This is a genomic window from Nocardia sp. NPDC003482, from assembly GCF_053588115.1.
In genome coordinates this window covers 1-23593 of the sequence record NZ_JBSFPI010000042.1, presented here as the reverse complement: position 1 = coordinate 23593, position 23593 = coordinate 1, and the positions used below count along the sequence as shown (strand labels likewise).

At 69.2% G+C, this 23593-nt stretch carries 19 protein-coding genes and 1 riboswitch; of the genes, 10 read left to right on the top strand and 9 right to left on the bottom strand.

Features of this window, described 5'->3' with window-relative positions; translation table 11 throughout:
• On the bottom strand, positions 1-1098 hold the full coding sequence (locus ACWDSJ_RS36390) for a DUF1152 domain-containing protein (protein WP_450037345.1): 1098 nt from the start codon (positions 1096-1098) through the stop codon (positions 1-3).
• Here ACWDSJ_RS36390 and ACWDSJ_RS36385 point away from each other — a divergent pair.
• Positions 1097-1648 carry a pyridoxamine 5'-phosphate oxidase family protein gene (locus ACWDSJ_RS36385; RefSeq protein ID WP_450037344.1) on the top strand — a complete coding sequence of 184 codons (552 nt, stop codon included), beginning with the start codon at positions 1097-1099 and terminating at the stop codon, positions 1646-1648. The genes ACWDSJ_RS36390 and ACWDSJ_RS36385 overlap by 2 nt on opposite strands.
• On the opposite strand, the gene ACWDSJ_RS36380 is transcribed toward ACWDSJ_RS36385, so the two are convergent.
• Entirely contained in the window at positions 1645-2235 is a 591-nt protein-coding gene (locus ACWDSJ_RS36380) for a DUF3515 domain-containing protein (protein ID WP_450037343.1), read from the bottom strand. The genes ACWDSJ_RS36385 and ACWDSJ_RS36380 overlap by 4 nt on opposite strands.
• A gap of 132 nt (positions 2236-2367) precedes the next feature.
• Between ACWDSJ_RS36380 and ACWDSJ_RS36375 the strand changes: the two genes are divergently transcribed.
• Genes ACWDSJ_RS36375 through ACWDSJ_RS36365 form a run of 3 tightly spaced genes read left to right on the top strand, consistent with a single transcriptional unit; the run spans position 2368 to position 4351 of the window.
• Positions 2368-3333, top strand: coding sequence for a thiamine-phosphate kinase (locus tag ACWDSJ_RS36375; RefSeq protein WP_450037358.1), 966 nt, complete (start codon positions 2368-2370; stop codon positions 3331-3333).
• Between the two features lie 39 nt (positions 3334-3372).
• Positions 3373-4050 carry a uracil-DNA glycosylase gene (locus ACWDSJ_RS36370; RefSeq protein WP_387355836.1) on the top strand — a complete coding sequence of 226 codons (678 nt, stop codon included), beginning with the start codon at positions 3373-3375 and terminating at the stop codon, positions 4048-4050.
• Between the two features lie 40 nt (positions 4051-4090).
• Complete coding sequence (locus ACWDSJ_RS36365) at positions 4091-4351, top strand: hypothetical protein (RefSeq protein ID WP_387355837.1); 261 nt, start codon at positions 4091-4093, stop codon at positions 4349-4351.
• Here the strand turns inward: ACWDSJ_RS36365 and ACWDSJ_RS36360 are convergent.
• Both ACWDSJ_RS36360 and rpmB read right to left on the bottom strand, forming a co-directional pair.
• Positions 4335-4841, bottom strand: coding sequence for an N-acetyltransferase family protein (locus ACWDSJ_RS36360; RefSeq protein WP_450037342.1), 507 nt, complete (start codon positions 4839-4841; stop codon positions 4335-4337). The two genes, ACWDSJ_RS36365 and ACWDSJ_RS36360, sit on opposite strands and share 17 nt — an antisense overlap.
• Before the next feature lie 67 nt (positions 4842-4908).
• Positions 4909-5100: a 50S ribosomal protein L28 gene (rpmB, locus tag ACWDSJ_RS36355; RefSeq protein ID WP_011210730.1), complete on the bottom strand. Its 192-nt coding sequence runs from the start codon at positions 5098-5100 to the stop codon at positions 4909-4911.
• A gap of 400 nt (positions 5101-5500) precedes the next feature.
• On the opposite strand from rpmB, the gene ACWDSJ_RS36350 reads away from it, so the two are divergent.
• From ACWDSJ_RS36350 to ACWDSJ_RS36340, 3 genes are all read left to right on the top strand, one after another.
• A complete protein-coding gene (locus ACWDSJ_RS36350) occupies positions 5501-7282 on the top strand; it encodes a DAK2 domain-containing protein (protein WP_450037341.1) in 1782 nt (593 codons plus the stop codon).
• Positions 7283-9550, top strand: coding sequence for an ATP-dependent DNA helicase RecG (recG, locus tag ACWDSJ_RS36345; RefSeq protein ID WP_450037340.1), 2268 nt, complete (start codon positions 7283-7285; stop codon positions 9548-9550).
• Positions 9551-9772: 222 nt separating this feature from the next.
• On the top strand, positions 9773-10678 hold the full coding sequence (locus ACWDSJ_RS36340) for an EamA family transporter (RefSeq protein ID WP_450037339.1): 906 nt from the start codon (positions 9773-9775) through the stop codon (positions 10676-10678).
• Here the strand turns inward: ACWDSJ_RS36340 and ACWDSJ_RS36335 are convergent, their stop codons facing one another.
• Positions 10679-12100, bottom strand: a complete 1422-nt coding sequence (locus ACWDSJ_RS36335) for a short-chain fatty acyl-CoA regulator family protein (RefSeq protein ID WP_387355847.1) — start codon at positions 12098-12100, stop codon at positions 10679-10681.
• Between the two features lie 475 nt (positions 12101-12575).
• Positions 12576-14840, bottom strand: coding sequence for a 5-methyltetrahydropteroyltriglutamate--homocysteine S-methyltransferase (gene metE, locus ACWDSJ_RS36330; RefSeq protein ID WP_450037338.1), 2265 nt, complete (start codon positions 14838-14840; stop codon positions 12576-12578).
• A 107-nt stretch (positions 14841-14947) separates the two neighbouring features.
• Positions 14948-15133, bottom strand: a riboswitch (cobalamin riboswitch).
• 167 nt (positions 15134-15300) lie between these two features.
• On the opposite strand from metE, the gene ACWDSJ_RS36325 reads away from it, so the two are divergent.
• A complete protein-coding gene (locus ACWDSJ_RS36325; RefSeq protein WP_450037337.1) occupies positions 15301-18705 on the top strand; it encodes a pyruvate carboxylase in 3405 nt (1134 codons plus the stop codon).
• A gap of 322 nt (positions 18706-19027) precedes the next feature.
• Positions 19028-19585, top strand: a complete 558-nt coding sequence (gene rsmD / locus ACWDSJ_RS36320; protein ID WP_450037335.1) for a 16S rRNA (guanine(966)-N(2))-methyltransferase RsmD — start codon at positions 19028-19030, stop codon at positions 19583-19585.
• A gap of 208 nt (positions 19586-19793) precedes the next feature.
• Here rsmD and coaD read toward each other — a convergent pair whose 3' ends face one another.
• The 3 genes from coaD to ACWDSJ_RS36305 all read right to left on the bottom strand — a co-directional run bounded on the left by coaD (position 19794) and on the right by ACWDSJ_RS36305 (position 22385).
• Positions 19794-20279 carry a pantetheine-phosphate adenylyltransferase gene (gene coaD, locus ACWDSJ_RS36315; protein ID WP_387355854.1) on the bottom strand — a complete coding sequence of 162 codons (486 nt, stop codon included), beginning with the start codon at positions 20277-20279 and terminating at the stop codon, positions 19794-19796.
• Positions 20280-20371: 92 nt separating this feature from the next.
• Entirely contained in the window at positions 20372-21406 is a 1035-nt protein-coding gene (locus tag ACWDSJ_RS36310) for a hypothetical protein (RefSeq protein WP_450037334.1), read from the bottom strand.
• Positions 21407-21869: 463 nt separating this feature from the next.
• Complete coding sequence (locus tag ACWDSJ_RS36305) at positions 21870-22385, bottom strand: GtrA family protein (RefSeq protein ID WP_387355857.1); 516 nt, start codon at positions 22383-22385, stop codon at positions 21870-21872.
• Positions 22386-22561: 176 nt separating this feature from the next.
• Between ACWDSJ_RS36305 and ACWDSJ_RS36300 the strand changes: the two genes are divergently transcribed.
• Positions 22562-23308: a DivIVA domain-containing protein gene (locus ACWDSJ_RS36300; RefSeq protein WP_450037333.1), complete on the top strand. Its 747-nt coding sequence runs from the start codon at positions 22562-22564 to the stop codon at positions 23306-23308.
• Positions 23309-23593 lie beyond the last annotated feature (285 nt).

Sequence of the window (23593 nt, the reverse complement as noted above, 5' to 3'; positions counted from 1 at the left end):
TCAGGCCGAGGGACGCGGCAGGCGGCACTCGTAGAGCGGGGGCCGAAAGTTCCGAGGCCGATGCTGTCGCAGGATCTCTCGCAACGCCTCGGCCGATCGGGTATCCGTCGCGCCCACCAATTCCGATACTCGGCGCAACGTGAGAGCGTCGAGCCCACGACGGTCCGCGTCGGCCACGTATCCGTCGATCATCGCGACCGTCTCGACGGTCGGCGTCCGGGTGGGTGGCCGGTTGGTGAGTCGCTGGCGTTCGATATCGACGTCGCTGTACCCCCGCCGCTCCCGCAGGACCCGCTCGATCTCGTCGAACGTGGTCGTGTCCGCAACCGCCCGCGCGAGCGTGCTTTTCGCGAGGGCATCGGCCGGAACGTCGTGCACGTCGACCGAGGTGTCGCCCACCTCGACGATCACACCCCGCTGAGTCCCCACTCGACCGCGAAACCCGGCCGCCGCGGCGGCGAGCAGACCGTTCGCCTCGGACAGATGCCACATCCAGACTTCTTGCAGCGCGATGAAATCCGAGGCGACCAACCGTCCGAACGGTTTCGCCTCCAAAGTTGCGAGCCGGTCCGCCGCCTCCGCCGACGTGAGCTCGCCATCGAGCCCGATTCCGGTAACCAGCACCTGCACCGGCAGCCCGGTACGAACCGCTGCGGCGAGCGCGACGGAATCGGCCAGTGGGCTACGCAACCCCGCCTCGTCGCCCGTGGCGAGTATGTCGCCTCCTACATCGACGACGACCAGCCGACCGGCACCGAATGCCGTTGTGGCACAGCGCATATGCGCGGCCAGCCCGACGACACCGGCGGTCGCGTCGGCAAGCAGTATCGGTAGCCGCACGTGCCGCGCGAGTCGCGGCAGCGTCGACCGACCCTCCCCACGAAGACGCGCATCCGCCCGCACCTCCCACACCCCACCCAGGTCGACCAGCCCCGAGAAATCAGCCACCGCCCGCGGCCCAGGCGTCGGATCCACCATCAACCGATCCCACGACCAGGTCATGATGGCGGCGATCTGCATATCCGGCCTTGCCGCCGCCAATGCGGCCGCCGTGATCGCATCGCCCCCACCACCCGCCGCGATCGCTATCGCCGTCATGGCCGTCACTGTAAGGAACTCGCGCTGGTCGGTTGGACCATACGGAGCGGGTCCTGCCCTCGCTTCGAGCGGCGTACGCGAGGATCGAGGCGTGAACGAACGCGACCACCTCGAGCAATACGTCCGATCGGGCAAGTTGATGCAGCTTGCCAGCGTGAGCGGCGATGGGACGCCGCGCGTGTGCAGCGTTTGGTATCTGCCGAACTTCGATCCGGACCTGCTGTATTTCGTCTCGCGAGTCGACCGTGAGCATTCGGAGAACATTCGCCGCACACCCTCGGTCGCGGGCGCGATCATCGATATCCCCGTGGTCGAGTTGGGGCAGACCGCGCGTGGGATTCAGTTTGTGGGGCAGGCCCGAGAGCTTCCGGGAACCGGGATCGATGAGCTGGCGGCCAGATTCGTGGAACGCTGGCCCAACGCGAAGCGGGTGTTCGATGCCATGCCCGGGGGTGCCTCGCGGCTCTACGAGATCGCCGTCAGCGAGTGGGTTCTGTTCGATGAGGAGAACTATCGGTCCGATCCTCGTCGGCGCATTCCGGGCCGCTAGTTCGGTACCGGGCCGGGATCGATCGGCTTCGGGGGTAGCACCTTCGTGATCGTGTTCGAAATGTCTTGCAGCGGAGTCGGTCCCGCGCTCGTGAGCATGGTCACCGCGATGTATGTGCCGCGGTCGACGGCGAACCAGGTGCCCGAGGTGGCGTTGTTGGTCTGGTCGCGGACCTCGAACCAGTTGACGCCGTTGACGATCTGGAGGGGGGATGCCTGGTTGAACTCCAGCGGGCGGTCCAGGCCGCAGCGCAGGACCACCGCGTCGCCGCCTTCGCTCGGCTGCCAGGCGAACGTCGCGGGTGGGGCGGGTTGCGCCAGTTCGGATTTGGTGAGGTCGCCGACCTTGTCGGGCAGGGCGGCCAGCAGATCCGTGCACGGCTGGCTCGTCGCGCCGGGGGCGGGGACCGAGCCGAGGGCCAGCGGGTCGCGCGTGGTGTGCTGGCGGGACATGACCGCGATGACGAGGACCGCGACGATCAAGGCGACCGGGAGGGCGACGGCCGTGGCGATGAGGGCGGGGGAGGTCGGGGGCGACTCTTCCGATACCCGACTCTCCGTCTCGGAGCGCTCGCCGTCCTCGCTCATTCCCTGATTCGTCTCCCGCGTCGTCCGTCGTTCAGCCCACCGAGCCTAACGACCAGGGCGATTCCGACCGAACCGGGGGCCACGGTAGCGTAATGCGGCCCACACCCCGCCCGCGCACGGAAGGAGATCGCCATCGCCGAGACGCCGCGGACCGTGCGTGAACTCGGGGAGTTCGGGCTGATCGCGCGCATGAACGCGGGGCGCGCCCAGGGGTCGAATGTCGTGGTCGGACCCGGCGACGACGCGGCGGTGATCGCCGCCCCGGCCGGACGCTACGTCGTGACCACCGACATGCTGGTGCAGGACCGCCACTTTCGCCTCGACTGGTCGAGCCCGCGCGATATCGGCGCCAAGGCCGTCGCGCAGAACGCCGCCGATGTCGTCGCCATGGGCGCCGAGCCCAGCGCCTTCGTCGTCTCGCTGGCCTGCCCGCCCGACACCCGCATCGATTTCATCGACGGCCTGGTCGAGGGCCTGTGGGCCGAGGCGCGGCGCGCGGGCGGCTCGATCGCGGGCGGCGATGTGGTGAGCGCCCCGCTGCTGATCGTCTCGGTGACCGCCTTCGGCGATCCCCTCCGGCCTCCCGTCCTGCGCTCGGGCGCCCAGCCGGGCGACATCCTCGCGGTCGCCGGTCGGCTGGGCTGGTCCGCCGCCGGACTCGCCGTCCTGTCCGCCGGACTCGATCCGGCGGAGTACACGGAAGTCGTTGCCGCCCATCGTCTTCCGCGACCGCCCTACGAGTCGGTCCGCAATCTGCCCCGGGGCACGGTCGTCACCGCCATGACCGACGTCTCCGACGGCCTCCTCGCCGACACCGGACATATCGCCGAATCCTCCGGCGTCGCCATCGATCTCGACCCGGACGCCGTCCGCGATCCCGCCCTGACCCCGGTCGCCGAACGCCTCGACGCCGACCCGCTCGCCTGGTCCCTCGCCGGTGGGGAAGATCACGCCTTCGCCGCGACTTTCCCTGCCGGACAGCCACTTCCGCCCGGCTGGACGCAGGTCGGCCGCGTCACGGACGGGACCGGCGTGACCGTCGCCGGCCGCGCATGGTCCGGACCGGTCGGCTGGGAGTCGTTCGCGGGCGGAGGTTGACCTACCGCGGTGGCAACGGCCGCGCTATGTTTTCCGGCCATGGGCGCAAAACCACTGTCGGAGATCATCGATACGGGCTGGGCCGAGGCACTCGCGCCGGTCGCCGAGAAGATCGGCGAGATGGGCGAGTTCCTGCGGGCCGAGAACGCCGCGGGCCGAGGCTACTTCCCGAAGGGCGAGAACGTGCTGCGCGCGTTCCAGCGGCCCTTCGACAAGGTGCGGGTGCTGATCGTGGGCCAGGATCCCTACCCCACACCCGGCCACGCCATGGGCCTGAGTTTCTCGGTGGCGCCGGACGTTTCGCCCGTGCCGCGCAGCCTCGCCAACATCTTCTCCGAATACACCAAGGACCTCGGCTTCCCCACGCCCTCGTGCGGTGATCTGTCGCCGTGGTCGGATCAGGGCGTGCTGCTGCTCAACAGGGTGCTCACCGTGCAGCCGGGTCAGCCCGCCTCGCATCGGGGCAAGGGCTGGGAAGCGGTGACCGAGCAGGCGATTCGCGCGCTCGTCGCCCGCGACCAGCCGTTGGTGGCGATCCTGTGGGGCCGCGACGCGTCCACGTTGAAGCCGATGCTCGGCACCGTGCCCTACATCGAATCCGCCCATCCCTCACCGCTGTCCGCCTCGCGAGGTTTCTTCGGTTCGAGGCCGTTCTCCCGGACCAACGAGTTGCTCGGTACATTGGGTGCCGCCCCGGTCGACTGGCGGTTGCCGTAGCCGTGGCGTGAGGTTGTTCGAGCGAATCAGGAGCAGTTGCATGCAGATGAAATCCGTCCGTGGTGCCGTTGTCACCGCAGTCGCCGGAGCGGCCATCCTCGGTGCGCCCGCCGTGGCGCAGGCCGGGACCATTCCGTTGGAGCCGGAGGCGACCACGCAGGAGGCGGGTCCGGTGCTGGCGCTCTACGATCCGCAGACGGGTTCGGCGTCGCTGTCGTCCAATGTGAACGCGCGGGTGCTGTGCGTCTTCCAGAGCGTCAGCGCGCAGGGTGGTCTGGACTGCCTCAACGGCGGTCAGTGAGTTTCCCGCGGCGGACCATGCGGACCTCGACGGCCGGGGTGAACGCCTCGATCTTGCGGGTGCCGTCGAGTTCGAAGCCGTACTTCCGATAGAAGGTCTGGGCGCGCGGGTTCTCCTCGAACACCCACAGCGAGGTGTCGACCTCGAAGTCGAGGATCGCGCGCAGCAGATCGTGAGCGACGCCGGTGCCGTACCAGGGAGCGCGAACGTACATCGCGTTCAGCTCCCGGGGGGCCACCGGCGTTTCCTCTCGTGCGGGGCCGCCGCTGGCGAAGCCGATGACGGTGTCGTCGGTCACCGCGATCACCGTGCTGCCCGGGTAGCGGACGCGGACGCGTTCCCAGGCGGCGGCGCGCTGGTCGACGTCGAAGGCCGCGAGCACGTGCGCGGGGACCAGCTCCCGATACGCCTCGCGCCAGCAGGCGACATGACATTCCGCCAGGCTCCGGACGTGCGGGGCGTCGAGTTCGAGAATGCGCCAATCGGTCACGATGTCCTCGGGGACGACGAAACCCCGGCACCGTGGGTGCCGGGGTTTCGCGGGTAGTGGGCGCGGCTCAGCCGCGGACGACCTTGCCCGCCTTCAGGCAGGAGGTGCACACGTTCATCCGACGCGTGTTGCCCGGGGCGACCTGGGCGCGCACGGTCTGGATGTTGGGGTTCCAGCGACGGTTGGTGCGCCGGTGCGAGTGCGAAACCGACTTACCGAAGCCGGGGCCCTTGGCGCAGACGTCGCAGACGGCAGCCATAGTCGCGAGCTCCTTCATGTCATGTGGGGACCGCTGTCGCGAGGACAGCCCGTCCGGAAACGTGTCTTCAATGCCTGTCGGCGAGAGCCGCCGACACCCGCGACCGAACGCGGTCGCGTGAGGCAACCCTGCAAGAGTAACGGGCGGTCTCCGCCGATGTCCAATCGCCCCCGCTGGGGGTCGCGGCTCGTGGTCCGCCGCCCGTTCTGTGCTCAGGCGCTGCCCGCTCGGACCACGCGCTTCGGCGGCACCGGGGAGCCGACGGTCCAGCGTGGCGGCGGGTGTGGTTTGTGCCACGGGAAGGGTGGAACCACCGGGGTGGACACTGCCATGGGGTGTCGGTGGGGCGGGTTAGGCTTGGCGGGGGTGTGCGCGGGATCGCGGTAGCGGTGGAAGGACGGTGACGGTGCCCGGGGTCCGGGAGGTGCTCGACGGCGTGGCGTTGGCTCGCTGGGGCCGACTCTGCCTGGACGGACTCGAGCGGCATCGCGAGGAGATCAACGCGCTCAACGTCTTTCCGGTCGCCGACTCCGACACCGGCACCAACCTGCTGGCCACCATGCGCGCCGCCGTCGAGGCGGTCGCCGCCACCGACTCGGCGCACGCCGTCGCCGCCGCCATGTCCCGCGCGGGAACCCTTGGCGCGCGCGGCAATTCGGGCATCATCCTCTCGCAGGTCCTGCGCGGCCTCGCCGAAGCGGTCGTCGACGGCCCCCTGACCGCCCGCACGTTCCCCGTCGCCCTGCGCCGCGCGGCCGTCCTGGTCCGCGAATCCCTGAGCGCCCCCGTCGACGGCACCATGCTCACGGTCCTGGAGGCCGCGGCCGCCCGCGTCGCCGAATCCTCCGGAGAATCCCTCGCCGACCTCGCCTCGGCCGCCGCCGAGGGCGTCGCGAAGGCCGTGCGCGAGACCACCTCCCAATTGGGCGTCCTCCGCGAAGCCGGGGTCGTGGACGCGGGAGCCCGCGGGCTGCTGGTCCTGTTCGACGCCTGGGTCGAGGTGATCACCGGCCAGTCCCCGAGCCGCCCGCCCTATCTGAAGGACAACACCGCCGGTTCCCCCTCCGAACCCGCCTCTTCCCCTTCGGTTCCCGCTTCCCCCTCGGTTCCCCCTTCTTCCTCGCCTGCTCCCAGTTCTTCGTCAGCTCCCGGTTCTTCCCCGTCTGTTCCCGCTACTTCCCCTCGTGTTCCCGCTACTTCCCCTCTTGTTCCCGCCGAAGGCAGGGACCTCCTCGCCACCATCGGAACCGCCGAGGTCTCCGACCTGGTTCGCCCCGCGCCCGCCATCCCGCAGTACGAGGTCATGTACGTGATCTCCGAAACGGATGACGAGCGCATCACCGAACTCCGGAAAAGCCTTGCGGCGCTGGGTGATTCGGTGGTCGTCGTGGGTGACGGCGGCGGCGCCTTCTCCGCCCACGTGCATTGCGCCGACGCGGGCGCGGCGGTGGAGGCGGGGCTGGCGACCGGCGCGTTGAGCAAGATCCGGATCGAGGGCCTGGCCGTGAATCCCCTTGCGGTGCAAGGCTCCGGCGAGCGCGGGATTCTGGCGGTCGTGCGGGGCGCGGGCGCGGCGCGGCTGTTCGAGGACGCGGGCGCGACGGTCCTGGACGGCGAGGTGACCGCCGAGGTGCTGCTCGCCGCGATCCGCGCGCTGCCGCATCGGGAGGTGCTGGTGCTGCCCAACGGCGCGCTGCCCGCCCACGAACTGGTCGCCGTCAGCGTCGCCGCGCGCGACGGGCGACGCGAGGTGCTCATGCTGCCCAGCGGGTCGATGGTGCAGGGCCTGGCGGCGCTGGCCCTGCACGACGCGGGCCGCATCGCCGTCGACGACGCCTTCACCATGTCCGAGGCCGCCGCGGGAACCCGCTGGGGCGCGCTGCGCATCGCGACCGAACGGGCCCTCACCATCGTCGGGACCTGCGGCGAGGGCGACGGGCTCGGCCTGGTCGGGCACGACGTGGTGGTCATCGACCCGGACCTGCGGGCCGCCGCGCGCACCCTGCTGGACCGGATACTCGGCCTCGGCGGCGAACTGGTGACGCTGCTGCTGGGCGCGGACGCCCCCGCCGGACTGGCCGACGAACTGGCCGAACACATTTCGGCGACCTTCCCGGGCGTGGAGGTCGTCTCCTACGACGGCGGCCAGCCGGTGGACCTGGTGCAGATCGGGGTGGAATAGATGGCGACTCTGGGCGACCGGCTCGATCACGTGCTCGGGGTGAAGGCGGCCGAACCGCTGGCCGACGCCTTCGACATGCACACCGTCGAGGATCTGCTGCGCCACTACCCGCTGCGCTACGCCACCCAGGGCCAGCCGCTCACCGAGGAGGCCCCCGAGGAGGGCACGCACATCACCGTCGTCGGCCGGGTCACCAAGACCGAGCTGCGGCCCATGCGCCAGCGGCGCGGCAAACTGCTCAAGGTCGAACTCGACACCGGCTCCGCGCGCCCGGTGGAGATCACCTTCTTCAACGGCGACAAGGTGAACTACCTTGTGAAACAAGGCGTTCGGGCGATGATGTCGGGCACCGTGCACTGGTGGCGGCCCGACCGCTGGAACCTCTCGCACCCCTCGTACCTCATCCTCCCCGAGGCGGGCGAGACCATCGAGAACCTCACCTCGGTGCGCGGCGGCGGCAGCCTGCGCGGCCTGGCCGAGAGCGCGAAAGGCGCTGCGGGCGTGGACGTCTCGTTCTTCGAACGCGAGTTCATCCCGGTCTACGCGGCCACGGCCAAGGTGCAGAGCTGGGACGTGCTGGCCTGCGTCCGGCAGGTCCTCGACCAGCTCGACCCGATCGACGACCCCCTCGGCCCCGAGATCCGCGCGGAACACGCGCTGATGGCGATCTCCGACGCGCTGCGGCTGATCCATCTGCCCGAACGCAAGTCCGATATCGAACAGGCAAGGGAGCGTTTGCGTTTCGACGAGGCGCTGGCCTTGCAGCTGGTGCTCGCCGAACGCCGCCACGACGTCCAGGGCCGCACCGCCCCGTCCTGCCCGCCCCGCCCCGACGGTATCGCCGCGGCCTTCGAGGAGCGGCTGCCGTTCGAGCTGACCGCCGGGCAGCGGAAGGTGATCGGCGAGATCTCCGACGATCTCGCCCGCACCCAGCCCATGCATCGGCTGTTGCAGGGCGAGGTCGGGTCGGGCAAGACCATCGTCGCGCTGCACGCCATGCTCCAGGTGGTCGACGCCGGATTGCAGTGCGCACTGCTGGCGCCCACGGAAGTGCTTGCCGCACAGCACTATCGGTCGCTGCGCGCGATGCTGGGCGATCTCGGCACGGCGGGGGAGCTGGGCGCGGACGAACGGGCCACCAAGGTCGTGCTCGTCACCGGCTCGATGCCGACGGCGACGAAGAAGGCCGCCCTGCTGGACGCCATGACCGGCGAGGCGGGCATCGTCATCGGCACGCACGCGCTGATCCAGGACGCGGTGGAGTTCCACGCCCTGGGCATGGTGATCGTCGACGAGCAGCACCGGTTCGGCGTCGAGCAGCGGGACGCGTTGCGCGCCAAGGCGAAAGGCGACACCAGCCCGCATCTGCTGGTCATGACCGCGACGCCGATCCCGCGCACCATCGCCATGACCACCCTCGGCGATCTGGAGACCTCCACGCTGACCGAACTGCCGCGCGGCCGGTCGCCGATCACCACCCGCGTGGTGCCCGCGCGCATGAAACCGGCGTGGGTGGAACGGGCCTGGGAACGCATTCGCGAGGAGGTCGCCGCCGGACGGCAGGCGTATGTGGTGTGCTCGCGCATCGGCGACGAGGACGACGAACCGAAGGGCAAGGGCCGCAAGGCCAAGGCCGCCGAGGACAAGGAACAGCCCACCACCCATTCCGCGGTCGACGTCTACGAGACATTGAGCGCGGGACCGCTGGCCGGGCTGCGCGTGGGTCTGCTGCACGGCCGCCTGCCCAACGACGAGAAGGATCGCGTCATGCGGTCGTTCAACGAGGCCGAGATCGATGTGCTGGTGTGCACCACGGTCGTCGAGGTCGGGGTGGACGTCCCGAACGCCACCGTCATGGTCATCGTCGACGCCGACCGCTTCGGCGTCAGCCAGCTGCATCAGCTCCGCGGCCGCGTCGGCCGTGGCAAACATCCCGGCCTGTGCCTGCTGATCACCGAGACCGGGCCCATGGGCACCGCCATGGCCCGCCTCGAGGCCGTCGCCGCCACCCTCGACGGCTTCGAACTCTCCGTTCTCGACCTGCGGCAACGCCGCGAGGGCGATGTCCTCGGATCCGCCCAGTCCGGCACCGCCCGCAGCCTGCGCCTGCTCTCCCTGCTCGACGATCTCGAAGTCATCACCGCCGCACAGCAACTCGCCCGCGACGTCGTCACCGCCGACCCCGGCCTCCGCGACCACCCCGGCCTCGCCTCGATGATGCGCGCCGCCGTCGACTCCGAACGCATCGAATACCTCGCCAAATCCTGACGGGCGCCGCCACTTCGACCGGCATCCGCCCGGGGGCCGCGGTCTGTCGGGATGCTGGGGTCTCCTTGTCCGACCGCAATCAGCCCCGGGGCCGGGGTCTCTCGGGGTGCTCGGGTCTCTTTGTTCGATCGGGGACCGCGGTTTCCCGGGATGCTCGGATCGCTCCTTGTCGGTGGGTGATGAGATGCTGCCGGATGGGAGTATGCGGCGAAAGGAGGCGCGGTGGTAGCGATCGAAGTCGGAGGGTGGGGGAGGACGGCGCTGCCGCAGCTGTTTTCGCGCTTGCCGGTGCGGCAGGGGGTGGGCGGGGTGCCGCCGACGCTGCTGGTGCTGGCGGGGATCGTGAGCGTGCAGTTGGGGGCGGCGCTGGCGACGCGGCTGTTCGTGGCGACCGGGCCCGCGGGGGCGGTCAGCCTGCGGTTGTTCTTCGCGGGGATCGTGTTGCTGCTGTTCTGGCGGTCGGGGCTGCGGGTGGGGCGGCGCGCGGTGCCCGCGGTGCTCGGCTTCGGGCTGGTGCTCGGACTGATGAACCTCTGCTTCTACGAGGCGATCGACCGGATTCCGCTGGGTATGGCCGTGACCGTCGAATTCCTCGGACCGCTCGGGCTCGCCCTCGCCGGGTCGCGGCGCTGGGTCGATCCGGTGTGGGCGCTGCTCGCGGGCGGCGGCGTGTTGTTCCTCACCCGCGCCGACGGGCCGGTCGCCTGGACGGGGATCGCCTTCGCGCTGGCCGCGGCGGTCTGCTGGGTCGGTTACATCCTGCTCAGCGCCAAGGTCGGCGAAACCACCAGCGGCGGTGGCGGTTTGGCGCTGGCCATGGCGTTCGGCGGCCTGATCGTCGCGCCGGTCGGCATCGCCGACGCCGGAGCCGCGCTGCTCGATCCGACGGCGCTCGCGGCCGGATTCGGGGTGGCGCTGCTGTCGTCGGTGGTGCCGTACTCGGTGGAACTCGAGGCGCTGCGCCGCATTCCGCCGCGGGTGTTCGGGGTGCTCATGAGCCTGGAGCCGGCGGTCGCGGCGCTCGCGGGCGTGGTGGTGCTGGGACAGTTGATGAATCTGCCGCAATGGGCCGGAATCGGTTGTGTGGTGGCGGCTTCCATCGGCGCCACCCGCAGCGCGAAGCGGTGATCAGCGCGCCGCGCGCGGATACGGCAGATCGATCGAGCTGTTCTCCGCGATCGCGAGCGGCCGCCCGATCTGCGGGAACGCCCGTTGCGGACAGGCCGCGCGCTCGCACACCTTGCAGCCCGCCCCGATCGGGACGGCCGCGGAGGGATCGTCGAGTTGCAGCCCCTTCGAATACACCAGCCGGTCGGCGTATTCGATATCGCAGCCCAGTCCGATGGCGAATTCCTTACTGGCCGTGCCGAATCCGTGCGGGCCGGGATTGGCCGTGCGCGCCACCCACAGATAGCGCCGCCCGTCGGGCATCGACGCCATCTGGGTGAGGATCCGCCCCGGATGCGCGAACGCCTCGTGCACCACCCACAGCGGGCAGCTGCCGCCCACGCGCGAGAAGTGGAACGCCGTCGCGGACTGCCGTTTGGAGATGTTGCCCGCCCGATCGGTGCGGACGAAGAAGAACGGCACCCCGCGCTGCCCCTGCCGTTGCAGGGTGCTCAGCCGATGACAGACCGTCTCGAAGCCGACCTCGAAACGCAGGCTGAGCAGGTCGATGTCGTAGCGCAACTCCTCCGCCGAGCGCAGGAACCTCCCGTACGGCAGGATCAGCGCGCCCGCGAAGTAGTTGGCCAGGCCCACCCGCGCGAGTCCCCGCGATTCGCCGGTCAGCGCGGGCGTGTCACCGAGGATCTCGTCGATCATCGGGCCGTAGAGCAGGAAGGCCAGCGTGGTCGCGATCTGAAACGCGCGCTGCCCCGGGCGGAGTCGCCGCGCCAGGGTCAGGGTGCGGGTCTCGGGCTCGTAGTACCGCTTGGGGATGTTCGGGTCCGCGCCGTCGCCGCGCACCAGCACCGTCACCCCCGCCTTCTCCTCGGCGACGCGCGCGAGTTGCCGGTCCAGCGAGCCGACCGACAGCCCGCACTCCTCGAACAGGCGCTCGGCGGCGAGGTCGAGCTGGGCGATGTGATTGTGCTGATCGTAGAAGAAGTCGCGCACGTCCTCGTACGGCATCGGCACCCCGGGCGCGCCGGTCGGCGTCGCGACCTTGGACGACAGCAGGTCGAGCTGATCGGTCGCCGCGCGCAGCCGCCGGTGCATGGACACGATCGTCTTGGCGACCTCGGGTAGTCGCGTGGCCAGATCCTCGACCTCGGCCGCGGGCGGCGCGGTCCCGCCCGCCGCCTCCACGAGCACCTCGTGCAGATCCGAGACCAGCCGCGCGTCGGAATCGGCGGCGAAGAACTGGACGTCCAGGTCGAAGGTCGAATTGAGCTTCAGCAGCACCGGAATCGTCAACGGCCGCTGATCCCGCTCGAGCTGGTTGAGATAGCTGGGCGACAGGTCCAGCGACTTGGCCAACGCGGCCTGGGTCATCCGCCGTTCCTCGCGCAACCGCCGCAGCCTGGCTCCCGCATACATCTTGCGCACGAGCCGATGCTACCCACCCGCCTTCGCAATCATTGCAATATCCCCGGCAGGTCCCCCCAATTCGATCATGGCCCGGCGTTTTGTACCAAACGCCCCCTGCGTAGGGTGCGAACCCGATGCCAAGGCCCGCTCGCCGTCGAATGCGCCCGGGTGCGAGCCGTAGCCCTCGTCGAGAAGTTTGCTCGGTTCGGGGCTATCCGCGCCTCATGCCCATCGCTCGCTTTCTCTTGCCCCTGCTGGCCCCCATCTCAGCGCTCGCCTGTTGCCCCGCGCTGGCGCGCTCGCTCCCTTTGTCCGACGGTGGCGCGCTCGCTCCCTTTGTCCCGCGCTGGCGCGCTCGCTCCCCTTGTCCCGCGCTGGCGCGCTCGCTCCCCTTGTCCCGCGCTGGCGCGCTCGCTCCCCTTGTCCCGCGCTCGCCCCTCTCGCTCCCCTTGTCCCTGCCCCGGCGCCCCCAGGCGCCGGGGCAGGGCCTCCCTCAGCGCAGAGAACGAGCCGCCCGCACCATGTTTCGCAGCGACGCCTCCACCTCGGCAGGCCCTCGCGTCTTCAGCCCGCAGTCCGGATTGACCCAAAGCCTCTCGGCGGGAACGGCTTTCAGCGCAGCCGTCAGTGAGGCCGTGATCTCCTCGACCGAAGGCACACGGGGGGAATGGATGTCGTACACTCCCGGCCCCACGCCCAGATGGAATCCGATCGTGTCGAGGTCGTCGAGGACCTCCATTCGTGATCGCGCCGCCTCGATGGAGGTGACGTCGGCGTCGAGAGCGGCTATGGCGCCGATGATTTCGCCGAACTCCGAGTAGCACAGGTGGGTGTGGATCTGGGTCGCGTCGGAGACGCCGCTGGTGGCGAGGCGGAAGGCGCGGACGGACCAGTCGAGGTAGTCGGGCCGGCCGGCCGCGCGCAGGGGGAGGAGTTCGCGTAGGGCGGGCTCGTCGACCTGGATGACGCGGATCCCGGCGGACTGGAGGTCGACCGTCTCGTCGCGGATGGCGAGCGCGATCTGCCCGGCGGTGTCGGCCAGCGGCTGGTCGTCGCGGACGAAGGACCAGGCCAGAATGGTGACGGGACCGGTGAGCATGCCCTTGACCGGCTTGTCGGTGCGCGACTGCGCGTAGGCGATCCAGTCGACGGTCATCGGCGCGCGGCGCACCACGTCGCCGTACAGGATGGGCGGGCGGACGCACCGGGTGCCGTAGGACTGCACCCACCCGTTCACGGTCGCGGCGAACCCGTCCAGCTGTTCGGCGAAGTACTGCACCATATCGTTGCGCTCGGGCTCGCCGTGCACGAGGACGTCCAGGCCCAGCCCCTCCTGCACGGCGATGACCGCGTCGATCTCGGCGCGCATCCGTCGCCGGTACTCCTCGGCATCGATCTCGCCCGCGCGAAATGCCGCGCGCGCCTGGCGAATCTCGGACGTCTGCGGATACGAGCCGATCGTGGTGGTCGGCAGCGGCGGCAGGTTCAGCCGATCCCGTTGCAGCGCACGGCGTTCCGCGGCGGGGGCGCGGTGGTGGGTGCCGAGGGCGGCGAGGCGGGCCCGGATCCGGTCGTCGTGCAGCCGGGGATCCGCGCGACGGCTCGCCGAAGCCCTTCGCGCCGTGGCCAATTCGTCCGCCACGGCGTTCGTCCCGGAACGCAGCGCGGTTGCCAGGGTGACCACTTCGCGAACCTTCTCCGCACCGAAGGCCAGCCACGAGCGCAGGGCCGGATCGAGATCGGGCTCGGCGGCCAGCGAATAGGGTACGTGCAGCAGCGAACTCGACGTCGAGACCGCCAGCTCGCCGACGCTGCCCAGCAGCGTTCCCAGCGTGCCGAGCGCGCCGTCGAGATCCGTCCGCCACACATTGCGCCCGTTCACCACGCCCGCGACCAGCAGCTTGTTCGCCAGCGCGGGCACGGCGGCGATATCGTCGACGGTGGCGCCGCGGGTGAGATCGACTGCGACGGCCTCGATATCGGTCGACGCGAGTGCCGCCAGGGCCGGTCCCGGGCGGCCGAAATAGGTGGCGATCAACAGGGCCGGACGTTCGGACGCCTCGGCCAATCGGCCGTAAGTGTCACGCACCGAATCGATTTCGTCCTCGGTCAGATCGGTGACGAGGATCGGCTCATCGATCTGCACCCACTCGGCACCGGCGGAGGCCAACCGCGCCAACAGTTCTCGATACAGCGGCACCAGATCCGCGAGCCTGCTCACCGGTTCCGTGCCGTCGACACCCTTGGCCAACTTCAGAAATGTCAACGGCCCCACCACAACCGGGCGCGCGGGCACGCCCAGCTCGCGCGCCTCCCGCAACTCCGCGAGCACCTTGTCCGGCCGCAGGGCGAAGACGGTGTCCCGGCCGATCTCCGGAACCAGATAGTGATAATTCGTATCGAACCACTTCGTCATCTCCAGCGGTTCGATCGAGTCCGCCCCGCGCGCCGCGGCGAAGTACCGGTCCAGCGGGTCCTCGATCCCGGCGACCCGAGACGGCAACGCGCCCAAGAGGACCGCGGTGTCGAGCATCTGGTCGTAATAGGAGAAGGTGCCGACCGGCACCGAGTCCAGCCCGGCGTCGCGCAGCGCGGTCAACTGAGCGCGCCGTAGCGCGGCGGCGACATCGTGCAGTTCGGCGGCGTCGATCCGCCCGGCCCAGTAGCCCTCGATCGCGCGCTTGAGTTCGCGCCGCGGCCCGATGCGCGGAATGCCGAGAACCGTTGCGGCGAAAGGCGTGTGTGAAATCTGAGTCACGGTGTTCTCCAGTACTGGAAGTCACTGGTCACCGCCCTAACGGCAGACGAAGCCCCGAAACGCAGTGCCCGTCCGCCCGATCCACGAGGCGGTGGCCGCCGGGTACGGCGTACCCGGCACAGTCGGCAGGTCTTCGGACTCGCGGGCGCGTCTTCGTTCCTACTGGCCGTCGCTTCCCAGGTCGAACCCAGTGCGTGTGACGGCGGTCGTTCCCACTCACCGCTGCGGGACAGTCCCGGATTCCCACCGGGTTCCCTCTCGCCGGTCCGGGGACCGGCTCGACACCGCATTCCGACGCTCGGGGCTCCAACTCGTCGGCGCGGTGAACCAGCTGCGTCCTCGAGCATAAGCTACGGGGCCGTTAACACAACTTCGCAGAAGTCGGGGCTACCCCTGTGAGGTTCGGGCCGAAGGCGTCATCGACGTCCGGCCCAGGTCGCGAGGCAGGTACCTTAATATAATGTTCTCCAAAGTGCTGGTCGCCAATCGCGGTGAAATCGCCATCCGGGCCTTCCGTGCCGCCTACGAACTCGGCATCGGAACAGTGGCGGTTTTCCCGTACGAGGACCGTAATTCGCTGCACCGGCTCAAGGCGGACGAGTCCTACCAGATCGGCACGGCCGGCCATCCCGTGCGCGCGTACCTGTCGGTCGAGGAGATCATCAAGGCCGCCGAGACCGCCGGGGCCGACGCCATTTACCCAGGTTACGGTTTCCTGTCGGAGAACCCGGACCTCGCCGCGGCCTGCGCCCGCGAGGGCATCACGTTCATCGGGCCGTCCGCCGAGGTGCTCGAACTGACCGGCAACAAGGCGCGGGCCATCGCCGCCGCGCGGGCCGCCGGACTGCCCGTCCTCGATTCCAGCGCGCCCTCCGCCGATGTCGAGGAACTGCTCGGCGCGGCGACATCCATGCGATACCCGATCTTCGTCAAGGCCGTCGCGGGCGGCGGCGGGCGCGGGATGCGGCGCGTGGCCGAGGCGGGACAGCTGCGCGATTCCGTCGAGGCCGCCATGCGCGAGGCCGAGTCGGCGTTCGGCGATCCGACGGTGTTCCTGGAGCAGGCGGTGGTCAATCCCCGCCACATTGAGGTGCAGATCCTCGCCGACCAGCACGGCGATGTCATGCACCTGTTCGAGCGCGACTGTTCGTTGCAGCGGCGGCATCAGAAGGTGATCGAGCTCGCGCCCGCGCCGAACCTGGATCCCGAACTGCGGCAACGGATCTGCGCCGACGCGGTGGCCTTCGCGCGCGAGATCGGCTACAGCTGCGCGGGCACCGTGGAGTTCCTGCTCGACGAGAGCGGCAACCACGTCTTCATCGAGATGAACCCGCGCATCCAGGTCGAGCACACGGTCACCGAGGAGATCACCGATGTCGATCTGGTGGCCGCGCAATTGCGGATCGCGGCCGGAGAAACCCTCGCCGACCTGGGGTTGAGCCAGGACGCGGTCGCGATTCGCGGTGCGGCCCTGCAATGCCGGATCACCACCGAGGATCCCGCCAACGGCTTCCGGCCCGACACCGGGCGCATCACCGCCTACCGCAGCCCGGGCGGCGGCGGGATCCGGCTCGACGGCGGCGCGAACCTCGGGGCCGAGGTCGGGGCGTATTTCGACTCCATGCTCGTCAAACTCACCTGCCGCGGAAGGAATTTCGAGCAGGCCGTGGCGCGGGCGCGACGGGCGGTGGCGGAGTTCAGGATTCGCGGTGTGGCCACGAACATCCCTTTCCTGCAAGCGGTTCTGGACGATCCGGACTTCCGGGCGGGGCGGGTGACGACGTCGTTCATCGACGAGCGGCCGTATCTGCTGAATCAGCGGACCTCCGCCGACCGCGGCACCCGCATCCTGCGGTATCTGGCCGATGTCACGGTGAACAAGCCGCACGGGGAGCGGCCGACGGCGGTGTATCCGCACGACAAGCTGCCCGCCATCGACCTGTCGACGCCGCCGCCGGACGGTTCGCGGCAGCGGCTGCTGCGGCTGGGGCCCGACGCGTTCGCACGGGATCTGCGCGATCAGCGGGGCGTCGGGGTCACCGACACCACGTTCCGGGACGCGCATCAATCGCTGCTGGCGACGCGGGTGCGGACCAACAGCCTGTTGCAGGTGGCCGATCATGTGGCGCGCATGACGCCGGAGCTGCTGTCGATCGAGTGCTGGGGTGGCGCGACTTACGATGTGGCGCTTCGGTTTCTGCACGAGGATCCGTGGGAGCGGCTGGCGGCGTTGCGGGAGGCGATCCCGAACATCTGCCTGCAGATGCTGCTGCGCGGCCGGAACACGGTGGGGTACACGCCGTATCCGGAGAAGGTCACCCGAGCGTTCGTGTCCGAGGCGACCGCGACCGGGATCGATATCTTCCGAATCTTCGACGCGCTCAACAATGTCGATCAGATGCGGCCCGCGATCGACGCGGTACGCGAAACCGGCACGGCCATAGCGGAAGTCGCGATGAGCTACACCGGGGACCTGTCGAATCCGGACGAGGACCTCTACACCCTCGACTACTACCTGAAGCTGGCCGAGCAGATCGTGGAGGCCGGGGCGCACATCATCGCCATCAAGGACATGGCCGGTCTGCTGCGGGCCCCGGCGGCGAGCACGCTGGTCGGCGCGCTGCGGCGGGAGTTCGATCTGCCGGTGCACGTGCACACCCACGACACGCCCGGTGGGCAGCTGGCCACGTACCTGGCGGCCTGGCAGGCCGGGGCGAACGCGGTCGACGGGGCGAGCGCGCCGATGGCGGGGACCACGAGTCAGCCCGCGTTGTCGGCAATCGTTGCGGCGGCGGCGAATTCGGAGTTCGACACCGGGCTGAACCTGCGGAACGTGTGCGATCTGGAACCGTACTGGGAGGCGTTGCGAAAGGTGTACGCCCCCTTCGAATCCGGGCTGCCCGGACCGACGGGGCGCGTGTACGAGCACGAGATTCCCGGCGGGCAGCTGTCGAATCTGCGGCAGCAGGCGATCGCTCTGGGACTCGGGGACCGGTTCGAGGAGGTCGAGGCGAAATACGCCGCGGCGGACCGGTTGTTGGGGCGGTTGGTGAAGGTGACGCCGTCGTCGAAGGTGGTCGGGGATCTGGCGTTGTCACTGGTCGGTTCCGGGATCGACGTCGAGGACTTCGCGAAGGATCCGGGCCGCTACGACATCCCCGATTCGGTGATCGGTTTCCTGCGTGGCGAACTCGGCACGCCCGCGGGTGGCTGGCCGGAGCCCTTCCGCACCCGCGCGCTGGCCGGTCGGGGCCCGGCGAAGCCGGAGACGCCGCTCACGCCCGGCGACGAGGCGGCCCTGAACGGAACCTCGCAGCAGCGGCGAGAAACGTTGAACCGCTTGCTGTTTCCGGGACCGACCGCCGAATTCCTCGCGCACAGTGAGAAGTTCGGCGACACGTCCGGGTTGTCGGCGAACCAGTTCTTCTACGGGCTGCGGCGCGGCGAGGAGCACCACGTCCACCTGGAGAAGGGCGTCACGCTGCTGATCGGGTTGGAAGCCATCTCCGAACCGGACGAGCGCGGGATGCGTACGGTGATGTGCATCCTCAACGGCCAGTTGCGTCCGGTCACGGTACGGGACCGCTCCGTCGCGACCGAAATCCCCGCCGCGGAAAAGGCCGACCGCGCCAACCCCGGCCACATCGCGGCACCGTTCGCCGGAGTGGTCACGCTGGTGGTCTCGGAAGGGGATTCGATCTCCGCCGGGGACACGATCGGGACCATCGAGGCGATGAAGATGGAGGCGGCGATCACCGCGCCCCGGGGTGGGGTGGTGCGGCGGATCGCGATCGCGAAGGTGCAGCAGGTGGAGGGTGGGGATCTGTTGTTGGATGTTCGGCCTAATGAGGCTGCGGCTGATTGAGATTGGGATTGTCGGGGTCGCTTGGTTTCCCTGGCGGGTTTCCTGAGTCCCCTCGCGGGTCGCTTGGTTGCCTCGCGGGTTTCCTGAGTCCCCTCACCGGTCTCCCGGTTTCCTCGCGGGTCTCTTGAGTTCGCTCGCGAGGTCTACTGGTTCCTTCGGCGGTCTCTTGGAGTTCCCTCGCCGGTCTTTTGGCCCCTCTCCTGTCCGAAAGCCCCATCTCCTGTCCCTGAGCGAAGCGAAGGGCAAGCACGCTGACGCCTCGATCGACATCCGGCGAACCGCGAACTGTAAATTCGACCGGACTCGAGAGGAAGGTACTGGTTTGACACGGATCGTGTCCGGAATCGCGGGCGGACGACGGCTGCGCGTACCCCCCGCCGGAACGCGCCCCACCTCCGACCGAGTCCGCGAGGCCCTCTTCAATCTCATAGCCGCACGAATGGATTTCGACGGCCTCCGCGTCCTCGACCTCTACGCCGGCTCCGGCGCCCTCGGCCTGGAGGCCCTCTCCCGAGGCGCCACCCACGCCCTCCTCGTCGAATCCGACCGCAAGGCCGCCGCCACCATCCGCGCCAACATCACCGCCCTGGCCCTCCCCGGCGCCGAACTACGCCCCGCCACAGTCACTTCCACCCTCGCCACCCCACCCGAAACCCCCTACGACCTCATACTCTCCGACCCCCCCTACGCCCTCGACACCCCCCTGATCACCGCCGACCTCGAGGCCCTCACCACCAAAAACTGGCTCCAAGCAGATGCCCTGATAATCATCGAACGCTCCACCCGCACCCCCCCAACCCCCTGGCCCACCCCCTACACCCCCCTCAAACCCCGCACCTACGGCGAAACCCGCCTGGACCTAGCCACCTACCCCCACTGACCCCAGGCGCACGAACCCAGCCGCACCCCTTATTTGAATCCGCACCCGTTGCAGGGCTATACAAAGGGTGCGGATCCAAATAAAGGGTGCGGCTGGGCTGCCGTGCCTCTGGGTGGCGTACCTGGGGCAGTTGTTCGTCCGAGGCGGTTGGGTTGTGCCCGTCCCATGGGCAGCCGCACGCAAAGCAGTGCGGCTGCGTCGAATGAGGTTAGCTTCGGCGTTCGGCCAGACGGGTGAGCAAACGTTTGTGGACGGTCGGGGGAAGCATGTCCGTGACGTCGCCGCCGTAGGTGGCCACCTCTTTGATGAGGGAGCTGGAGAGGTAGCTGTAGGCGGGGTTGGGGCCCAGGAAGTAGGTGTCCACGCCGGAGAGTTTCTTGTTCATCTGGGCCATTTGGAGTTCGTAGCCGAAGTCGGTGGCGTCGCGCAGGCCCTTGACGATGGCGGTGATGCCCTGGTCGCGGGCGAAATCGACCAGTAGGCCGTGCCAGGATTCGACGCGGATGTTGGGGAGGTCGGTGGTCGCCTCGCGGATCATCTCCATGCGTTCGTCGATGGAGAACATGCCCTGCTTGCTCTTGTTGATCATCACCGTGACCACGACCTCGTCGAACTGCGCGGCGGCGCGCCTGATCACGTCGAGATGCCCGTTGGTCACCGGATCGAACGATCCGGGGCAGAGTACTCCAGCCATGTTCGAACGCTAACAGTCCTCGAGGCCGGATGTCTGCAGGGGATCGAGTGATTCGTGCCCTCCCCGGACGGTCCGGGGAGGGCACGAATCGGTCAGAACGGGCGGATGGTCAGCCGCCTCGGCTCGGGGAGATCCGCCTGTAGGACGAAACCCTCCGGGCCATCGCCTCGCGCACGGGCCAACGCGCGATGGAGCCTGGGCGCGACCTCGCCGGTCGGGAGCTCGTCCCAGGTCCACCGCACGACGCGATATCCGTTGGCGCGCAACGCGTCTTCGCGCTTCTTCTCGACGAAGACCGCGTCCCCGGGATCCTGGTCAGGACGCAGCAGCCGCCCGTACTTGACCCGCCCATCGAATTCGCCGACCACCCCGGTGCCGTCGTAGTAGAAGTCGACCCGGCCCAGGAGCCGACCCTCCTCCGAGTAGACCTCGCCCTGGGTCGACGGCGCCGGGAAGCCGAGCCGCCGCAGCATGACCCGGCTGCGCGACTCGCCGACGCTCTCGCTGTGCGGATCCAGGAACGCGGCCACGCGCCGGGCCAGACCCACGCCCCGCCGGTATCTGGCGGCCTCCAGTTCGATCGCCAAATCCGTTGGGGTGATACCGAATTCGCGGGCGAGGGCGTCCGCGATCACCACCGCCGCCTCGAACGGGACGGTTCGCGCCACGTCGACGACGGTCCGGGCGGGTGTCGTCAGCAGCATCCCGTGCAGCTCGGCCACGCCGCCGAGCGGTGCGCAATGGACCTTCAGATGCGGTTTGATGCGGCCGCCGTTGCGTCTGTTGCGGGTGACGCAGACGCGGTCGAGCAGCGCGCCCCAGACCGGCGCGCCGTAGATCACCGCGGCCGATTGGTGACTGAGCACGGCCTCGTCGGTGAGGTCGGGCAGGGCCGCGGCGATGAGGGTGCGGTGGCGGGCCGTCGCGTCGAGATGGGCGAAAGCGGTTTCGTCGGCGTAGGTTCCGCGGCGCACCCGTCGCCAGGAGCCGCCGGTGCACAACCGGCGGATCTGGTCGTCGGTGACGCCGTCCGCCACCACCTCCCGGCGGCGGCGGACCTCGGCGCCCGCACCCGTTCGGGTCTCGGGCCAAAGGTCTTGGCCGAGTGGGGGTTCCGGGTTCGTCATTGGGGCTCGGTGTCGGGGTTGGGGCGTGGTCGTCGCGGGGGAGCGGCCCGGCCCGCGCACCGGTGCACGCGCAGCACCGGGCGGTCCCGCGAGGTGGAAGATTTGGTGGCGTTGCGCCACGACGTGCGACATCCCTGGCAACGTTTCACTGCGACCTCCACATCCGTTCGGAAGCAATTGGTTTGCCTCCATAGGACGCCGGGTATTCCGCTGCGGTTCCATCTTTATTCGACCAGCTCACAGCCGCACCCTTTGTTCGAATCCGCACCCGTTCCCGGGTCTTGCAAAGGGTGCGGATTCGAATAAGGGGTGCGGCTGGGGTTGCCGAAACCTTGGAGGGCGGTCGGTTTGGAAGGCCGGTGTGGGTGGGTGGGGCTATGGCCGAGGGGCGGGTGCGGCGGGGCTGAGGCCGGGCGGGGGTGAGGGCCAGTGTGGTTGGGCCGAGGGACCTATGGGGGTGGGGTCAGAAGACCCAGAGGCGGAGGGTGAGGAAGCGGAGGGTGCCTACGGCCGCGGTGATGGCGATGACGGCGATGGCCTCGGTGATGTTGTTCAGGGTGGGGGCGGCTACGTCGAGGATGGCGAGGGCCGCGGAGGTGATCGCAAGGCCGGCGAGGGCGAGGCCGCCGCCTTCCAATTGGGCTGTCAGCCAATTGACTCGGTCGGAGGCGTGGAAGGTGAGGCGGCGGTGGAGTTCGTTCGCCAGGGCGGTGCTCACCACCGAGCCCGTGAGGTTGGCCAGCTGCGGGCCGCCGGAGTAGCAGACCAGGAACAGCAGGAAGTAGCCGATATTGCTCAGGCCGCCGACGAGGGCGAAGCGAATCAGCTGCGGGAACCAGTGGTCCGCGCGCAGGAAGGTGACCAGTCGGGCGGGCGACACGCGCGGCGCCACGACATCCGGATATGCGGGGTCGTCCGAACCGGACTGGGGGAGGACCCACATGCCCGGCGGACCCGGATACAGGACAGCCATTGTCATTCCGATCGAACTACGTCTACCGCTCGGTAAGAAGTTACACCAAACGGAGAGCATCCCTCCAGATGTTTTCTGTGGCGTTGGAAACACTCAGCGACACACCGGGAGTGAACTGGGCAGATGATCGTGACGGGAGGCACACTGGGCCGAGAGAGAGTTCGGCAGGAGAGTGGGGTCTGATGTACCGCGTATTCGAGGCACTCGACGAGCTGGTCGCGATCGTGGAAGAGGCGCGGGGCATCCCGCCGACTCGCAACTGCATAATCCCCCGCGGTGACGTGCTCGAACTGCTCGACGACGTGCGCGAGGCGCTGCCCGGCGAACTCGACGACGCCCAGGATGTGCTCGATCATCGTGACAAGATCGTCGACGACGCGCGGTCCAGCGCCGAGAACACCGTCACGGGCGCCAATGAGCAAGCGCACCAGACGGTTACGGCCGCGCGCGAGGAGGCCGACCGGATCCTGGCCGACGCCAAGGCCCACGCGGACCGGATGGTCGCCGAGGCGCGGGCCCACGCCGATCATCTGGTGAGCACCGCACAGGCCGAATCGGACCGGATCGTGGCCGATGGGAAGGCCGAATACGAGGCCGTTACGGGACGGGCACGGTCCGAGTCCGACCGCATGATCGCCGCCGGGCAGGCGTCCTACGACCGTTCGGTGGCCGAGGGGCAGGCGGAGCAGGACCGGCTTGTCGCGCAGACCGAGGTGGTCCGCGCGGCGCACGCGGAGTCGGCCCGGTTGATCGACGCGGCGCACGCGGAGGCGGACCGACTGCGGGAGGAGTGCGATCAGTACGTGGACTCGACGCTCGCCGATTTCGAGGACACGTTGCACAACACGCTCCGGACCGTCGGCAGGGGACGGCAGCAGTTGCGTAGCGGGTTGGGGATCCCGGATTACGCGGCCGACTTCCGTCGCTGAGTTCCGCTCGACTCGAAAGAGCTAGCACCGCTCGCCAACCCGAATCCGCCCGCTAGGACACCTGCTCGGAGACGAAGCACTGCTAGAAGCACCCCTTGGAAGCCAGCCTTCAGTAGCCCACACTTCAAGGATCGAGGCAGCACAGCCGCACCCTTTATTCGAATCCGCACCCCCTCTGGGGCCCTGCAAGGGGTGCGGATCCGAATAAAGACATCCCAGGGGCTTGGAGGTCAAGCAGCAGTGGCTTGTTCGGTGTATGTGGGCCATGCGGCCGCTTCGTCGTAG

Bases quoted from the DNA above. Each gene is read 5' to 3' on its own strand.
- rpmB (WP_011210730.1), bottom strand. From the start codon at position 5,100: ATGGCTGCCGTCTGCGACGTCTGCGCCAAGGGCCCCGGCTTCGGTAAG.
- recG (WP_450037340.1), top strand. From the start codon at position 7,283: ATGGCGACTCTGGGCGACCGGCTCGATCACGTGCTCGGGGTGAAGGCG.
- ACWDSJ_RS36380 (WP_450037343.1), bottom strand. From the start codon at position 2,235: ATGAGCGAGGACGGCGAGCGCTCCGAGACGGAGAGTCGGGTATCGGAA.
- coaD (WP_387355854.1), bottom strand. From the start codon at position 20,279: ATGGCTGGAGTACTCTGCCCCGGATCGTTCGATCCGGTGACCAACGGG.
- ACWDSJ_RS36310 (WP_450037334.1), bottom strand. From the start codon at position 21,406: ATGACGAACCCGGAACCCCCACTCGGCCAAGACCTTTGGCCCGAGACC.
- ACWDSJ_RS36305 (WP_387355857.1), bottom strand. From the start codon at position 22,385: ATGACAATGGCTGTCCTGTATCCGGGTCCGCCGGGCATGTGGGTCCTC.
- ACWDSJ_RS36325 (WP_450037337.1), top strand. From the start codon at position 15,301: ATGTTCTCCAAAGTGCTGGTCGCCAATCGCGGTGAAATCGCCATCCGG.
- ACWDSJ_RS36390 (WP_450037345.1), bottom strand. From the start codon at position 1,098: ATGACGGCGATAGCGATCGCGGCGGGTGGTGGGGGCGATGCGATCACG.
- ACWDSJ_RS36365 (WP_387355837.1), top strand. From the start codon at position 4,091: ATGCAGATGAAATCCGTCCGTGGTGCCGTTGTCACCGCAGTCGCCGGA.
- ACWDSJ_RS36385 (WP_450037344.1), top strand. From the start codon at position 1,097: ATGGCCGTCACTGTAAGGAACTCGCGCTGGTCGGTTGGACCATACGGA.
- ACWDSJ_RS36300 (WP_450037333.1), top strand. From the start codon at position 22,562: ATGTACCGCGTATTCGAGGCACTCGACGAGCTGGTCGCGATCGTGGAA.
- ACWDSJ_RS36370 (WP_387355836.1), top strand. From the start codon at position 3,373: ATGGGCGCAAAACCACTGTCGGAGATCATCGATACGGGCTGGGCCGAG.